This window comes from Propioniciclava sp. LT432 (genome assembly GCF_059515965.1).
This window is the reverse complement of sequence record NZ_JCAKNE010000006.1, coordinates 12,800-27,413: the sequence shown is the minus strand read 5'-3', so window position 1 is coordinate 27,413 and position 14,614 is coordinate 12,800. Positions and strand designations below refer to the sequence as shown.

Genomic DNA, 14,614 nt, shown 5'->3' with positions numbered 1-14,614 from the left:
ATGTCCTCCACCTCCCCGGAAGGGCTCCCGCGAGCCTCGCAAAGTGGCGCGTCGGCGTCCGCCCCGGCCAAGGACATGCGACGTGCGGCCATCCGTGCCGCCCGTTCCTCCGACCCGCACCGCGCCACCGCGGACGCCGCGCGGTTCCCCCGCCTGATGAGCGCCTGCGCCGGACACGACACCGTCGCCTGCTACTTCTCGGTCCCGCCCGAACCGGACACGGTGGCCCTCGTCGGAGCGCTGGCGGACGCCGGCGTCCGCGTGTTGCTGCCGGTCCTGAAGGGGCACCGGACGCCCACGTGGGGCTGGTACGACGGCCCCGGATCGCTCGTGCCCGGCTGGCGAGGGATCCCCGAACCAGCTGGCCAGACGCTGCCCCCGGAGGCCCTGGCCGCGTGCAGCTTCGTGTGGGTGTCGGCGCTGGCGGCCACGCGGGCCGGCCACCGGCTGGGTACCGGGGGCGGTTGGTACGACCGGGCGTTGCTCCACGCCGATCCGGACGCCGTGCGCGCCACCCTGGTCGGTGAGACCGAACTCGTGGACGCCGTCCCCCTCGATCCGTGGGACCTCCCCGTGGACCTCGTCATCACCCCGCGGCAGACGGTGGTGACGGGTGCCCGCGGCGTCCGTGTGCCGCTCGGGGAATAGCACCGCGCCGCTCCGACGTTAGGATGCGTGGCTGAATCATCACGACCTGTACGAGGAGAACCATGCCCACCTACCAGTACCGTTGTGCCGATTGCGGACGCGAACTCGAGGTCGTGCAGAAGTTCACAGATCCGTCCCTCACCGTGTGCCCCGCCTGCACCGGTGACCTGCGCAAGGTCTTCAACGCCGTCGGCGTCGTCTTCAAGGGGTCCGGCTTCTACGCCACCGACAACCGGACGAAGGGCAAGACGGACGCCGCCAAGCCCGCCCCGGTCGCGGCCACCGCTTCCTCCGGTTCGGCTGAGAAGAGCCCCGCCGCCTGAGTGACAGGCGCCGCCTAGTGTCCCCCGCGTGACACCTCGCCCGATCTCAGCGACCCTACGTCGCACCTTGTACCTGCGGCGGCGTCCCCTCGCCGCGCTCTGCTCCTTCGTCGCCGTCCTGGCGGCCGTGCTCGCCCTCACACCTCCGCCCACACCGTCGGAGCTCGTGGTGTCCGCGCGTACCTCCCTGCCCGCCGGCACCCTCCTGACGGCGGATCTCCTGGCCACGGTGAGCCTGCCGACCTCAGCCCTTCCCGAAGGTGCCCTCCGTTCGCAGGCGGACGCCGTGGGCCACACCCTGGCGGGCCCCGTGACGGCCGGGAGTGCCCTGACCTCGGCGTCCGTATCGAACGGCGCACGCATGGCACGGCCCGGCCACGTCGTGGCCGCGCTGCCCCTTCCGGGCGACGGCATCGCCGCCCTGGTCCGTCCGGGTGCACGACTCGACGTGTTGGACGCCGACGGGCAAGTGCTGGCCGCGGACGTGCCCGTCGTGGCCCCTCCCGACACGCCGGACGCCGTGGGTCCGCCCTCCTTGGGTGACAGACGGTCGGCCCTCGTCGAGGTGCCGGCGGAGGTCGCGGCGAAGCTCGCGTCACAAGGCAGTTCATCGACGACGATCGTGGTGCGCTGATCGAGGGGCCCCGAGGTGCAGCCGGGGGCGACGTCGACCCGCGTTTTCTTCGTCGTGGCGGTTTCGTTAGGCTCTGCTGGCCGGACAAGGCACACGCCCCGACCGGGGGCACCGTCCGCCAACATCTGGAGGAACATCCACCATGAAGGGTTTCAAGGAGTTCTTGATGCAGGGCAACCTCATCGAGCTGGCCACGGCCGTCATCCTCGCCGGCGCCTTTGCCAAGGTCGTCGAGAGCTTCACCAAGATCATCATGGACTTCATCGGCCTGCTGGGCGGTACGCCCGATTTCAGCACCGTCACCATCCCCGGTGTCGGCATCAACGTCGGCGTCTTCATCACGAGCCTGATCTCGTTCGTCGCGATCGCGGCGATCGTGTACTTCTTCGTGATCAAGCCGTACCTGCACGTCAAGGAATTGCAGGAGCGCCGCCTGAACGCGCAGACTGCGCCGGAGTCGCCGGCGCCCACGACGGACGAGCTGCTCGCCGAGATCCGGGACCTGCTCAAGAGCCGCGCCGCCTGAGCATCCGCTCACCCCAGGCACGAACGGGGCCCATCCGGTTGGATGGGCCCCGTTCCGCATGTCGGGGTCAGGTGCGACCGAAGTGCGGCGGCACGTCGGTGAGCAGGCGTCGCTCATCGGCGTCCAGCCGGGTCCGCCGCGAGGGGGGCAGGACGACGAGCACCTCGAGTCCGTATGCGGTGCGGGCCCGTCCGATCGCGGCGTGGAGCTGGGCCGCGCCGAGGCCGGCGCGCAGCGCGTCCGGCACCGGGTGGGGCCAGGGCTCGCTCCCCGCTGTGGCGTGCGCGTGCTCGGCTATGCGGTCGGCCGGCCAACCGGCGGCGTCCAACTGCGTCCGGAGTGTGTCGAGGTCGGGGGCGGGCTGGTCACCCAGGTCCAGCGTCTCCCCCGTGAGCGCGTGGGCGATCGCCCGGTGCCAGGGCTGGTTCACACCTGGCCGATCACGTCACCCTCGACCGTGCGAGCTCCACCCCCGTCGCGGAGGACGGCGTCCCCCACGACCGTGACGGGCTCGGCGAACGTCCAGTCACCCTCGACGGTCAGGGAGTGCGCCTCCCGCAGCGACGGGACGTACTCGACCCGGGCGTCGAAGTCGGGCAGTAGGCCGAAGAAGCGCTTGTCCAAGGAGATCCCGGGCAGCCGCTCGGTGGTCGCGACCAGACGGGCGTCGCCGTCGAGCGCGAAGGCGTCCGACCGGACGAGCATGAGCTCGTTGGTGGTCTTGACCGGCAGGAACCGGTCGCGCTCCACCGCGATGGCCTGCGCCCCCGGGAAGACCTCGATGGCGGCCCCCATCGCGGTCTCCATCTGGACGACCGGCGTCGACGTCGGGTCGGACGGGTCGACGGTCTTGATGTTGCGGATCAGCGGCAGTCCCAGGACGTTGTGCCGATCGGCCATGATGCGCTTGAGCGCCGCCAGGTCCACCCACAGGTTGTTGGTGTGGAAGTAGGGGTGCCTGTCCTCGTCGGTGAAGAACTGCATCTCCTCCGGAGCGCACTGGGCGGTGTCGCGCAGGATGAGCTGTCCGTCCGCCTTCCGGATGGCCAGGTGGCCGCCCTTGCGGTCGTTCGGTGTCCGCGGACACAGCTCCGCGGCATAGGGAGCCCCCGACTGGGCGAACCACCCGGCGAGCTCCGCATTGGGGCCGGCGCCGAGGTTGTCGCCGTTGGCGATGCTCACGTAGCGGAATCCCTCGGCGAGCAACTGGTCGAGCAGTCCCGTCCCGACGAGGGCGGTGTAGATGTCACCGTGCCCCGGGGGGCACCACTCGAGCGTCGGGTCGGCCGGCCACTCGACCGGCTCGAACCCGTCGAGGGTCAACTTCGGTTCGAAACCCTGGAGGAAGTCGATCGGCAGGTCCCCCACGGGCAGTTCGTCGAACGTGCTGAGGTGCTCCAGTGTCGCCTCGCGCGTGCGGAAACTGTTCATGAACAGCAGAGGGAGGCGCGCGTCGTACCGCTCGCGGGCACGGAGCACCTGGGCGACGATGATGTCGAGGAAGGTCTTCCGCCCGCGCACCGGGAGGAGCGTCTTCGGGCCGTCCAGACCCATGGACGTGCCGAGCCCACCGTTGAGCTTGATCAGGGCTGTGCGCCTGATCGCCGCTTCCGCGAAATCGGGATCGACGTCCACCGAAGCCAACCGCGGCGGGTCCGTCAGTGGCTCGATGTCGGCTTCGCGGATGAAGCCACCACCCCCGGCGTCCAGCTGCCCGTAGTAGTGGGTGAAGACATCGATCGCTGCCTGGGTCGCACCGGCGTCGACCATCTTCTGGCGGGCTCGCTCCAAGCCTATCGTCATGGCCTCGACTCTAGCCTTGTGCGAGGAGACCCGGAAAAAGTAAAGGAGAGCGACGCCGGTCGAAGGGCTTGAAGCCGTCTACCCACCCCCAGGAGACATCAACTACCTGGCGTCGCTCTCGCGTTGACAACTATAACCCACTTCTGCGGCTTCGCCAGCCCTTGGGGGAAAGCTTCCAAGATGTTCTGCAGGTTATCAGCAGGCTAACTCTTCAACTTTCAGTGAGGCGGCCCATCCCCCGGCGGGCCCCACGGGTGGGGCTGGGCGCTGGGACGCAGCACTCCCCGAGCCCCATTAGACTGGTCGAGTTGGCCTCGTAGCTCAGGGGATAGAGCAGTGGTTTCCTAAACCATGTGTCGGAGGTTCGAATCCTCCCGGGGCCGCCAACGCGTGAGGCCCCCGTCGTGCGACGGGGGCCTCTCGGACTTCTGGTGGAGCCTCGCTCAGGCGAGCATCTCCTTGACCAGCGGAACGACCCGCGTGGCGTACAGCTCGATGGACTGCATGAGCTGGCTGTGGGGCATGGGCCCGTTGGCGTACTTGAGGTCGAACTGGTCGACCTTCAGGTCGCGGATGGTCGAGGCGATCTTGGCCGCCACGGTCTCGGGGGAGCCGACGTAGAGGGCGCCATGCTCGATCTCGTTGACGAACTCCTCGCGCCCCATCGAGCCCCAACCGCGCTCGCGACCGATGCGATCCCGGTTCGCCTTGAAGTGCGGGTAGAGCTGCTCGGCGGCGAGCTCGTCCGTCTCGGCGATGTGGCCGGGGCTGTGCACGGCGATCGGCATCTCGGTGGTCACGCCGAACTCGTCGACGGCGCGGCGGTACAGGTCCGCGAACGGCTTGAAGCGATCCGCGGGGCCGCCGATGATCGCCAACTGCAGGCCGAATCCGTAGTGGGCGGCTCGCACGACCGACTGCGGAGAACCACCGACGGCGACCCAGGAGCGCATGCGTCCGCCCTCGGTCTTGGGGAACACGTCGACCGCGTCCATGGGCGTCCGGTAGCTGCCCGACCACGTGACGGGCTTCTCCTCGCGCAGGAGCGAGAACACCTCGAGCTTCTCCTCGAAGAGCTTCTCGTAGTCGGCGAGGTCGAAGCCGTACAGGCCGAACGACTCGATGAACGATCCGCGGCCCAGCACGGGCTCGGCGCGGCCGCCGCTCAGCGCGTCGATCGTCGCGAAGCGCTCGTAGACGCGGATCGGGTCGTCCGAGCTCAGGACGACGACCGCCGAACCGAGGCGAATCCGCTCGGTGGCCGTCGCCAGGCCGGCGAGCACCGTGTCCGGAGCGCTGACCGCGAAGTCGGGACGGTGGTGCTCGCCGACGGCGAAGTAGTCGACGCCAAGGTCGTCGGCGAGGACTCCCTGCGCGACGACGTCGCGGATCACCTGGGCCTGTGAGACCGGTTTCCCGCCGTCGTCGACCGAGGTGTCACCGAAGGTGTCGAGGCCGAACTGGAGCTCCACGCGACTCAGTGGTGGTGGTCGTGATCGGGGTCGTGGTCATGGTCGTGGTCGTGATCATGACCCGCCTCGTGCGCGGCCTGCGCGGCAGCGGCCTGCTGGCGGACGTCCTCGATGTCGAGGGCCTTCACGGCCTCGACGAGCTGGTCGAAGCTGGAGGCGTTCATGGCGCCCGCCTCGCGGTAGACGAGCACGCCGTCACGGAAGGCCATCAGGGTGGGGATGGACTGGATCTCGAGCGCGGCGGCGATCTCCTGCTGCGCCTCGGTGTCCAGCTTCGCGAAGGTGGCGTCCTCGTGCTTGTCGGAAGCGCCCTCGAAGACGGGGGCGAACATGCGGCACGGGCCACACCAGGCAGCCCAGAAGTCGATGAAGAGCGTGTCGGAGTTCTCGATCGTGCTGGCGAAGTTCTCAGCAGTCAGCTCGACGGTGGCCATGGGGTCTTCCTCTCGTAGGTACGGCCTCCTCAACGCAGGACCCCGCCCACGCATTCCCGGCCGCCCTCAGGCCCCCGGCAACTCCTCCCGCCACTCGGCGCGCGGGAACGCGTCGGCGATCGAGCCGAAGTCCTCGGCGTCCAGCACCGCGGACAGGGCGTCGTACCAGTGGCCGGCCAACAACGGTCGCAGCAGCGCGGAATCCATCAGGGGACGCGGACGAACAGGTGTTGCGCCACGTCCGCCTCGACCGACGTCGTCCGGTCGGCCGTCGTGAGCAGCAGGCGCCCCCGGGACAGCTCGGCGGTGAGGGTCGCCCCGGGGGCGATGTCCCCGTCCCTGAGCAGTTGGATCAGGGCGGGATCAGCCTGGGCCACCTCGGTCAGGCGCTCCACGACGACGGTGACGGACGCCTGGGTCCCCAACGCCGAGGCGAGGCTGCGGACGCCGTCGCGCTCGGGGGTGGCCGGGCCGAGCGAGCCGGGTTGGGGGATGGGGTTGCCGTAGGGCGAGCGTCGGGGCGAGTCGAGGATGGCCTCGATCCGGTCCTCGACGGCGTCCGAGATGACGTGCTCCCACCGACAGGCCTCGTCGTGGACGAGTTCCAGGGGGAGCCCGATCACTTCCGTGAGCAACACCTCGGCGAGGCGGTGCTTGCGCATCACGCTGGTGGCCTTGGCACGCCCCTGCGGCGTGAGTTGGATGGTGCGGTCGTCGAGGACGTGCAGGAGGCCGTCGCGCTCCATGCGCTGCACGGTCTGGCTGACCGTCGGGCCGCTCTGAGCCAGTCGCTCTGCGATGCGCGCGCGGAGCGGGGGGACGCCCTCCTCCTCGAGCTCGTACACGGTCCGAAGGTACATCTCGGTGGTGTCGATCAGGTCGCTCACATCGCCTCCTCGGGCCTCGTCGCCAACACCCTAGCGCCGGAGCAGGACCACCAGCCCCGCGAGGGCGGCCACGACACCGGCCGTGACGAGGGCCCCCGTCGTCCCGGTCTGGGGGATCGTGCGGGTGCCGTCCGCCTGGTTGCTCGTGACGGGCTGGGGCGCGGCGGCACGGGTGCGGGCCGGCGCCGGGGACGCTGTCGGCGCAGGACCGGGGACGGGCGTGCTGGTGACGACCCCTTGGGGGCCGGTCGCGGTGAGCACCACGTCCTTGTTGAGCCCCTGGGTGATCGCCTGGCCTCGTTCCGCGACGCCGATCTCGGCCTCCCCCAGCACCGCGCGGGTCCGCGGGTCGAGGGTGAGCACGGTGCTGGACGTGCGCAGCACCCAGCGACCGTCGGCCAGGACGGTGCCGCCGGTGACGCCCTCGGGGGCGTCCGCGAGGCGCTCGAGCGCGTTGGGGGCTGTGCTGGACGGCCCCACCGGGGCTGCATAGATGCCGGGGGACGCACCCGAGGTGACCACGTGGAGGCGTCCGTCGTGGTTGAGCAGGAGGGCGCTGCCCTCGTGCGCACCGTCCGGGTAGGTCATCACGAACGGGACGGCCTTCAGGATGTCGGTGCCCGGCCAGGGCTCCATGATCTGCAGGATCGTGAACTGCGCGCGCTTGGCACCCATGTCGGCGACGTACAACTCGCCGGCGTCGTAGGCGATCCCCGACGCGTCCACGAGCGTGTCGCGGGAGGTCATGTGGCCCTGGACCTTGCCGTCCGCGCCCAACCCGGTGAGGGAGAGCCGCCCGGACGCCTTGTCGAGGAGCCAGTAGCGAGCACGCTCATGGTCGGTCGCCATCGCGACGGGCGACGACTTCACATCGAGCCGGAAGACCTCGTCCGCACGCGCGGGGGGAGCCCCTGAGAGCAGCGCCCCGACGACGACGAGCAGCAGCAGCACCACCAGTGCTCCGGTCACGATGCGGTTCTGCGCCCTCAACCTCACCGGCCCAGTCTACCGGTCCGCCCGCTCGGCTCTGGGCCCCCCTAGGCTGTGGCCATGGGCACCGTCAGCCTCCACGCGATCAGCATCGACGAGTTGCGTGACGCCTTCTCCGGCACCTCAGCCGCCCTCGAGCGACTGCGGGCCGTGGCGCTCGCGACGTGGCCGCCCGTCCCGCCCCCCGACCCCCGCCACGGCGGCCTGCTCAGCAAGCTCGGACCCTTCTCGCGGCACGCGGTCGGCGCGCCCGTCGTTCGCCCCGACGTGCCGACCGGGCGCGACCTGGCCGATGTCGCCCACGGCCGTGATGTACCCCCCGACCGACGCGAAGCCGCTTGGGCGCTCGTGGACGCCTTCGTGGTGGCGACGTCTTGGGCGACCCTGCGCTTCGAGGCCGACGACAGGACCATCGACGACCTGGACTTCGCGATGGCCTCGCTGGGCCTGCCCAGCAGGTACGGCCTGCGACAGCTCTTCTCCGGCGACGTCGCGATCCCCGTGAAGCTCCTGCCGGGCATGGCGGACGGCTACGCCCGGGGCGCCCAGGCCGTGGCCATGGCGTCCGCGTGGGGTGAGGCCGTGGCCAACCTGGGCGAGGCGACTCCCCTGGCGCACCGGGTGGCGGACTGGCTGGCCGGGTTCCCCGGCTGGACGGCGGAAGCGAACGAGGCCGGACGCCCTGCGCCCGACCTCGTCACGTGGTACCGCTCCTGAGCGTCAGCCCAGCGCTGCCCCGATGAGCCCCTGGGCGAAGTACACGAGGAACGCGGCGGCGACGATCCACAGCAGCGGATGCACCTCGCGCCCCTTGCCCCGCACCAGCTTGATGAGCGCGTACAGGATGAAGCCCGCGCCGATGCCGGTGGTGATCGAGTAGGCGAACGGCATGGCGACCATCGTCGCGAAGGCCGGGAGGCCCTCGTCCGGGTCGCTCCAGTCGACGTGGATGACCTGGCTCAGCATGAGGAACCCGACGAACACCAGCGCCGGGGCGGCCGCTTCGGAGGGGACCAGCTGGACGAGCGGGGCCAGGAACAGGCTGACCAGGAAGGCGAGGCCGGTCACGACCGAGGCGAGGCCCGTACGGGCACCCTCGCCGACGCCGGCCGCCGACTCGATGTAGGAGGTGTTCGAGGACGCCGAACCGAGGCCGCCGGCGACCGCCGCGAGCGAGTCCACGATGAGGATCTCGCGGGTGCGCTCCGGGTTGCCGTCGGAGTCCAGCAGGTCTCCCTCGGCACCCACCGCCACGATGGTGCCCATCGTGTCGAAGAAGTCCGCCAGCAGCAGCGCGAACACCGTCATCAGCATGGCGACCGTGGCCCGCGGGCCGCCGCTGAAGGCGCCGAACAGGTCCACGCGCCCGAGGAGGCCGAGGTCGGGGAAGCTGATGAGCGAACCGGCCACGGCGGGGACGTTGAGCATCCAGCCGGTCGGGTTCTCCCCGCCGGCGGCGCTGCCGATGTGGAGCACCGCTTCGAGGACGATCGAGACGACCGTCATGGTCAGGATGGTGATGAGCATCGCGCCGCGGACCCGACGCACGTACAGGACGACGAGGAGGAGGAAGCCCGCGGTGAACACCGCGACGGGCCACCCCAGGAGCGCGCCGTCGACCCCGAGGGTGAGTGGGGTGCCGGCCCCCTTGCGGATGAAGCCGGCGTCGACGAGGCCGACGAGCGTGATGAACAGGCCGATGCCGACGGCGATGCCGGTGCGCAGCGGGCGGGGGACGGCCTTGAAGACCGCCTCGCGGAAGCCCGTCAGGACCAGCACCAGGATGATGATGCCCTCCCAGACGATCAGGCCCATCGCCTGCGGCCAGGTGACCTGCGGGGCCACCACGTAGGCGAGCATGGCGTTCAGGCCGAGGCCGGCGGCCAGCGCGAGCGGATAGCGGCCGATGACGCCCATGAGGATGGTCATGACGCCCGCGACCAGCGCCGTGACTGCGGCGACCATGGCGATGCTCGGCCCGACGTTCGCGGGGTCGGACGCCGACATGCCGCTGATGAGGTTGCCGTTGACGTCGGGGGTCGTGCCGATGATCAACGGGTTGAGGGCAATGATGTAGGCCATCGTGAAGAAGGTCACGAGGCCGCCGCGAACCTCTTGGGCGACGCTCGACCCGCGACGGGAGATCCCGAAGTAGCGGTCGAGCCCGGACGCCGCGGGTGCGGGCGCAGTGGTACTGGATGACATGACCGAAAGCCTAGGGCCCATCGCTACCGATGAATCGGCGTGTCTCGCGCCGTCCGTCGTGGATCGGCGTCCGGCCCGGGTGTGCTCAGTCGAACTCAGGTGTGCTCAGTCGAAGAGGAGGGCGTCGGTCGAGATCGTGTCCCAGACCGGACGCGGCAGGTCCACACCCCGCTCGGCCTCGACCACGTCGGAGTGCGCACCACAGCCGTGGTCGACGGCCACGACGTGGGCGTCCTGCGGCGAGAACTCGTTCGCGCAGACACCGAACGTACGGCCGAGCGAGCCCGACAGCCGGACGAAGTACGCGCACCCCTGGCAGAGCCCGGGCGCCTGCTTGGTCATCGCGTTGAACGGGCCGCCCTCACCGTCGATCCAGCGGTCCGCGGCCTCGTCCCGTCCGTACTGGCTCAGGACGCGCTCGCGGCCCAGGCCGAGTTCGGCCACGAGCGCACGGGTGGCGGCCCACTCCGCGGGGTCGGCGTCCCGGGCCGTGTCGCCGCCGGTGAAGCCGGCCTCCACGCGCGGGTCGTCGTCGGCCGTCGGCATGAGGACGCCGGGGGTCACGTCACCGGCCTGGATGCGGTCCGACCACGGCACCCACGCGGGGGCCAGCAGGGCTCCGTCGCCGGGGAGCATGACGACCTCGCTGACCGTCACCACCTTCGCGCGGGATGCGCGCGCCACGGTGACGGCCCAGCGCCAGCCGATGTACCCGGGGTGGAGGACCTCGAAGTAGTGGGTGGCGACCCGGGAACCCTCACCGATGACGCCCAGGTGCTCGCCCACACCGGCCACGTCCGACCGTGACTCGGCCGCCTCACGCGCCAGGTCGACGGCCGCGGCACACGCGGCGTCCAGTTCGATCGCCTTCGTCGCCACCCTCACAGCTCCAACTCGTCGGCCACGGCGCGGAGCACCTGGGCGGTCTTCTGGGCGTGCTTCCCGTCCGGGTGGCGGTTGTGCCGGTACCCGTTGCCGATGGAGTCCAGCATCTTGATCAGGTCCTCCACGATGACGGCCATGGTCTCCGGGGACTTGCGCTGCGCCTTGGACAACGACACCGGGGCGTCCAGCAGGCGCACCGAGATGGCCTGCTCACCCCGACGCCCCTCGATCACGCCGAACTCGACGTGTTGGCCCTTCTTGAGGGTCGGCGTCCCCGCGGGCAGCGCGGAGGCATGCACGTAAACCTCGTCGCTCCCGCCATCCTTGGCGATGAACCCGAAGCCCTTGTCGGCATCGAAGAACCGCACGCGGCCGGTCGGCATGGCACACACTCCTGTTTGTCACACTGGGGACCGCGCCATCGTACCGGAAAGCCCCGGGGGGCACAGGCGGGCGCCCCCGGCCCGCCCACACGGCCTCGGGTAGCCTGATCACCACGACGCGGAAGGAGTCACCGTGGCCAACTGGACCGACGGTCCCGAGTACGCGCCCATCGAGCGTCCCGAGGTCTTCGTCGAGCCGGACCTCACCGGAATCCCGGCTCCGGCGACTCCGGACAACTCCCCCGCGCCCCAGGTCGCCCCCGAGGCCCCCAGCGTCGGGGCGCCGGCCGCACATCCCCAGTTCGTGGGTCCGGACAGCACGCCCCTGGCCGACCTGGAACCCCCGGCCGCGCCGTCCCGGGACCCGCACGAGGCCTACGACGTCGCCACCACGCCCATGACGTCCGGCTCGGCGCGGCTGCTGCCCCCGCCGGACGGGGCGCCCGTACCCCTGCCGCCACCCGAGGGCTCACCGTCGGCCTGGGGGCACGCGCACGCCCCCGTCGGTCCCGGACTCCCCGCGGGCCAGTCCCCGGCCACCGTCTGGGCCTCCCAGGAGCCCTTCCCGGCGGGTGGCCCGCACGCGCCCCACCACGTCCCCGGGCCACTCCCCTCGTGGCCACCCGGGCAGGTGAACCCGGGCGGCTTCCCCGAACCGGGACCGCCCCCGTGGCAGCACCCCACGCCGCAGCCCGGGCAGTTCGAGCCCGTCACGCTCGGAGCCATCGCCCGCAACACGACCCCGGGCGTCCTGATCTGCCTCGGCATCGGCGCGCTCGTCAACCCGTTCTCGCTGGCGATGCTCGTCGTGGCGTCCGTGCTCGCCGTCCGGATCAGGTATCGACGACGCCTCATCGGGCGCGCGTTCTCCTGGTCGATGCTGGGCGCCTTCACGCTCGGATTCATCACCCAGTTCACACTCCAGGGCTCGTTCGACCCCGTCGCCTGGTACGACCTCGCCAGCGGCTGGGCGCAACTGGCGGACCTGGCGCTCTTCGTGGTCGTGCCCCTCATCGTGGGCGACGCGATGCGTCGGGGCGAGCGCCCCGAGGCGGGGCTGTGAACACGCCGTTCCGATCCCGGGACTTCACTCCGGTGCCGCCGGAGTCGCGACCGGTCAAGAGCCGTCGGGGCGTCCGCGTCGTCGTCACGGACGGGACCCACGTCCTGCTGTTCGCCGACACGGACCCGGGCGTTCCGGGGTCCCGGTGGTGGGTGACGCCCGGCGGCGGGATGGATGCCGGTGAGACGGAGGAGGAGACGGCGCTGCGCGAACTGGCGGAGGAGACCGGGCTGACGGCCAGCGCGTCCGACCTCGTGGGGCCGGTGATGCGCAGGGTCGCCGCGCACGGCTACTCCGACCAGGTCTGCGTGCAGTCCGAGTCGTTCTACGTGCTGCGGACGTCGCGCTTCGAGGTGGACACCGCGGGCCACACGGCGGACGAGCAGCTCACCCTCGCCGGCCACGCCTGGCTGCCCCTCGCGTTCTTGGGCGACCTGCCCGACCCCGTGTGGCCGGACGTCCTGGCCGACCTGGTGGCCTGTGTCGACGACCCCGACGCGTGGCCCGGGGACGTCGGTCACGTGGAGGAGTCGACGGTCCCCATCTGACGGCCCGGCCGATGCCTCCATCCGGTGGCAACCGGTTGGCCGGGGTCGCATGGCCCGACTAGCCTTCGCTTGGCGACGAAAGGAACTCCATGCAAAGCAACGTCTCCACGGCCGAGGAGACCGCGTCCACCTCCTTCCTGATCAAGTTCATGATGCTGTCGGTGGCGGCTGCACTCCTGACCGTCGGCATCAAGTTCGGCGCCGCGGTGATCACGGGGTCGGTGGGGTTCCTGTCCGACGCCCTGGAGTCGATCGTCAACCTCGTCGCCGCCCTCGTGGCGCTCTGGGCGCTCGCACTGTCGGGCAAGCCGGCCGACCACAACCACGACTTCGGGCACGGCAAGGCCGAGTACATGTCCTCCCTCACCGAGGGCGTCCTGATCTTCGTCGCCGCGACCGCGATCATCGTGTCCGCCGTCCAGCGCTTCCTGAACCCGCGCCCCCTGGAGGAGATCGGCATCGGCCTGCTCCTGTCGGTGCTCGCCACGCTGGTCAACCTCGTCGTGGGGCTGATCCTGATCCGTCAGGGCCGCAAGCACCGGTCGATCACGTTGGAGGCGGACGGCCACCACCTCCTCACCGACGTGTGGACCACCGCCGGCGTCATCGTCGGCATCGGGCTGCTCCTGCTCTTCCCCGAGCAGCTCTGGATCGACCCGCTGGTCGCCATGCTCGTGGGCTTCAACATCCTGTGGACCGGCTCCAAGCTCGTCCGCCGCTCCGCCGTCGGCCTGCTGGACGCCGCCCTGCCCCCGGACGAGGTGATCCAGATCCGTCAGGCGATGGACGGTGTCATCGGCGACAGCCGGGTGACCGTGAGTGAACTCCGCACCCGCGAATCGGGGCGCCAGCGGTTCGTGCAGACCACCGTGATCGTTCCGGGGCACTGGACCGTCGCCCATTCCCACGACCTGGCCGACGACATCGAGTCGGCCGTCGCCGCGGTCTTCCCCGAGTGCCAGACGGTCGTCCACATCGAGCCGGGGCCGTCCGACCACCCCGAGCCGCGGCCGACCCCGGCGGATTCCGAGCCTGGAGCCCATCCCGCCTGATTCCGAGGCTCAGACCCGTCCGGCGCCCCGCGCGTGCTTGACCTCCGTGTCCACCAGCGTCCGCCACGACCGGACGAGGGCCTCGTCGACGTAGGCCTTGCGCGAGCCGCCGGGGCGGACCTGGTCGTCCAGGTGGAACTGCCGGACGCCGGCGCGCGCCAACCACGGGACGTGGTCGGGGTGCAGGTGACCGTCCGCGACGACGAGGGACGCCACGCGCGGATTCGACCGGGCGCGACGCAGCAGTCCGTCCAGACCGTGCTCGAGCGTGCGGGCTGACCCCGCCGTCCGCACGCCGTCCAGCCCCGGCAGGCGGAGCACCGCCGCCCAGGCGTCATCCTCGTCGAGGACCGTGTCGAAGGCGCGCGAGAACGTCCAGGGGCAGTGGTAGCCGTCGAGGAGGGCGCCGATGACCTCGACGTCCACCTCGCCCAAGCCGTTCAGGAAGCCCAGCACGAGGCCGTCGGCGCCGGCGTCCAGGTAGGACGCGACCAGGCCGCGCAACCGCACCAACTCGCCACCGTCCGTCGAGAACCCCTCGCGCAGCCGGACGACGGGCCGCAGGTGGACGTGCGTCCGGGAGCGGATGGCCGAGACGACCCTGGGCTCGGGCGAGCGGGCGTCGTCGACGGGCTCCCCCACGATCTCCAGACGATCGGCGCCGCCGGCCTCGGCCGGCACGGCGTCGTGCGCCGTCAGGACCCGGACCTCCAGCGTCGCGCTCATGGCCCCATGATGCCGGACGCCGTTGGATTCGACCG

Annotated in this window: 19 protein-coding genes and 1 tRNA gene; 9 read left to right on the top strand and 11 right to left on the bottom strand. The window is 70.9% G+C overall.

Annotated features, from left to right (window positions below; genetic code table 11):
• The 4 genes from AC5YDV_RS04245 (at window position 1) to mscL (ending at window position 2,131) form a co-directional block, all read left to right on the top strand.
• Window positions 1-648 carry a 5-formyltetrahydrofolate cyclo-ligase gene (locus tag AC5YDV_RS04245; RefSeq protein ID WP_496183158.1) on the top strand — a complete coding sequence of 216 codons (648 nt, stop codon included), beginning with the start codon at window positions 1-3 and terminating at the stop codon, window positions 646-648.
• A gap of 62 nt (window positions 649-710) precedes the next feature.
• Window positions 711-971 carry an FmdB family zinc ribbon protein gene (locus tag AC5YDV_RS04240; protein WP_496183157.1) on the top strand — a complete coding sequence of 87 codons (261 nt, stop codon included), beginning with the start codon at window positions 711-713 and terminating at the stop codon, window positions 969-971.
• 28 nt (window positions 972-999) lie between these two features.
• Window positions 1,000-1,605, top strand: a complete 606-nt coding sequence (locus AC5YDV_RS04235) for an SAF domain-containing protein (RefSeq protein WP_496183156.1) — start codon at window positions 1,000-1,002, stop codon at window positions 1,603-1,605.
• A 142-nt stretch (window positions 1,606-1,747) separates the two neighbouring features.
• Window positions 1,748-2,131, top strand: a complete 384-nt coding sequence (gene mscL / locus AC5YDV_RS04230) for a large conductance mechanosensitive channel protein MscL (protein WP_496183155.1) — start codon at window positions 1,748-1,750, stop codon at window positions 2,129-2,131.
• A 67-nt stretch (window positions 2,132-2,198) separates the two neighbouring features.
• Here the strand turns inward: mscL and AC5YDV_RS04225 are convergent, their stop codons facing one another.
• Together AC5YDV_RS04225 and AC5YDV_RS04220 are read right to left on the bottom strand one after the other, a co-directional pair.
• Window positions 2,199-2,561 carry a hypothetical protein gene (locus AC5YDV_RS04225; protein ID WP_496183154.1) on the bottom strand — a complete coding sequence of 121 codons (363 nt, stop codon included), beginning with the start codon at window positions 2,559-2,561 and terminating at the stop codon, window positions 2,199-2,201.
• Window positions 2,558-3,934, bottom strand: coding sequence for a UTP--glucose-1-phosphate uridylyltransferase (locus tag AC5YDV_RS04220; protein WP_496183153.1), 1,377 nt, complete (start codon window positions 3,932-3,934; stop codon window positions 2,558-2,560). The genes AC5YDV_RS04225 and AC5YDV_RS04220 overlap by 4 nt, the downstream gene beginning before the upstream one ends.
• A gap of 310 nt (window positions 3,935-4,244) precedes the next feature.
• Between AC5YDV_RS04220 and AC5YDV_RS04215 the strand changes: the two genes are divergently transcribed.
• A tRNA-Arg gene (locus AC5YDV_RS04215) sits at window positions 4,245-4,320 on the top strand.
• Between the two features lie 57 nt (window positions 4,321-4,377).
• Here the strand turns inward: AC5YDV_RS04215 and AC5YDV_RS04210 are convergent.
• The 5 genes from AC5YDV_RS04210 to AC5YDV_RS04190 all read right to left on the bottom strand — a co-directional run bounded on the left by AC5YDV_RS04210 (window position 4,378) and on the right by AC5YDV_RS04190 (window position 7,696).
• Window positions 4,378-5,406: an LLM class flavin-dependent oxidoreductase gene (locus AC5YDV_RS04210; RefSeq protein WP_496183152.1), complete on the bottom strand. Its 1,029-nt coding sequence runs from the start codon at window positions 5,404-5,406 to the stop codon at window positions 4,378-4,380.
• Window positions 5,407-5,411: 5 nt separating this feature from the next.
• Entirely contained in the window at window positions 5,412-5,840 is a 429-nt protein-coding gene (trxA, locus tag AC5YDV_RS04205; RefSeq protein ID WP_496183151.1) for a thioredoxin, read from the bottom strand.
• Between the two features lie 66 nt (window positions 5,841-5,906).
• Window positions 5,907-6,047 (bottom strand): hypothetical protein, encoded by a 141-nt coding sequence (locus AC5YDV_RS04200; protein WP_496183150.1) that lies wholly within the window; start codon window positions 6,045-6,047, stop codon window positions 5,907-5,909.
• Window positions 6,047-6,727: a metal-dependent transcriptional regulator gene (locus AC5YDV_RS04195; RefSeq protein WP_496183149.1), complete on the bottom strand. Its 681-nt coding sequence runs from the start codon at window positions 6,725-6,727 to the stop codon at window positions 6,047-6,049. Before AC5YDV_RS04195 ends, AC5YDV_RS04200 begins: the two co-directional genes overlap by 1 nt.
• A gap of 30 nt (window positions 6,728-6,757) precedes the next feature.
• Window positions 6,758-7,696, bottom strand: a complete 939-nt coding sequence (locus AC5YDV_RS04190) for a hypothetical protein (RefSeq protein ID WP_496192337.1) — start codon at window positions 7,694-7,696, stop codon at window positions 6,758-6,760.
• Window positions 7,697-7,777: 81 nt separating this feature from the next.
• Between AC5YDV_RS04190 and AC5YDV_RS04185 the strand changes: the two genes are divergently transcribed.
• Window positions 7,778-8,434: a hypothetical protein gene (locus tag AC5YDV_RS04185; protein ID WP_496183147.1), complete on the top strand. Its 657-nt coding sequence runs from the start codon at window positions 7,778-7,780 to the stop codon at window positions 8,432-8,434.
• 3 nt (window positions 8,435-8,437) lie between these two features.
• Here AC5YDV_RS04185 and AC5YDV_RS04180 read toward each other — a convergent pair whose 3' ends face one another.
• From AC5YDV_RS04180 to AC5YDV_RS04170, 3 genes are all read right to left on the bottom strand, one after another.
• Window positions 8,438-9,922, bottom strand: coding sequence for an NCS2 family permease (locus AC5YDV_RS04180; protein ID WP_496183146.1), 1,485 nt, complete (start codon window positions 9,920-9,922; stop codon window positions 8,438-8,440).
• Between the two features lie 105 nt (window positions 9,923-10,027).
• Window positions 10,028-10,807, bottom strand: a complete 780-nt coding sequence (locus tag AC5YDV_RS04175) for a DUF3027 domain-containing protein (RefSeq protein ID WP_496183145.1) — start codon at window positions 10,805-10,807, stop codon at window positions 10,028-10,030.
• Complete coding sequence (locus AC5YDV_RS04170) at window positions 10,804-11,190, bottom strand: cold-shock protein (protein ID WP_496183144.1); 387 nt, start codon at window positions 11,188-11,190, stop codon at window positions 10,804-10,806. Before AC5YDV_RS04170 ends, AC5YDV_RS04175 begins: the two co-directional genes overlap by 4 nt.
• A 133-nt stretch (window positions 11,191-11,323) precedes the next feature.
• Between AC5YDV_RS04170 and AC5YDV_RS04165 the strand changes: the two genes are divergently transcribed.
• The 3 genes from AC5YDV_RS04165 (at window position 11,324) to AC5YDV_RS04155 (ending at window position 13,853) form a co-directional block, all read left to right on the top strand.
• The gene (locus AC5YDV_RS04165) at window positions 11,324-12,253 is read left to right on the top strand and encodes a hypothetical protein (protein WP_496183143.1); all 930 of its coding nucleotides are present in this window, start codon (window positions 11,324-11,326) and stop codon (window positions 12,251-12,253) included.
• Window positions 12,250-12,801, top strand: a complete 552-nt coding sequence (locus tag AC5YDV_RS04160; RefSeq protein ID WP_496183142.1) for an NUDIX hydrolase — start codon at window positions 12,250-12,252, stop codon at window positions 12,799-12,801. The genes AC5YDV_RS04165 and AC5YDV_RS04160 overlap by 4 nt, the downstream gene beginning before the upstream one ends.
• Window positions 12,802-12,890: 89 nt before the next feature.
• Window positions 12,891-13,853, top strand: a complete 963-nt coding sequence (locus AC5YDV_RS04155) for a cation diffusion facilitator family transporter (protein WP_496183141.1) — start codon at window positions 12,891-12,893, stop codon at window positions 13,851-13,853.
• 9 nt (window positions 13,854-13,862) lie between these two features.
• Here AC5YDV_RS04155 and AC5YDV_RS04150 read toward each other — a convergent pair whose 3' ends face one another.
• The gene (locus AC5YDV_RS04150) at window positions 13,863-14,579 is read right to left on the bottom strand and encodes a copper homeostasis protein CutC (protein WP_496183140.1); all 717 of its coding nucleotides are present in this window, start codon (window positions 14,577-14,579) and stop codon (window positions 13,863-13,865) included.
• Window positions 14,580-14,614 lie beyond the last annotated feature (35 nt).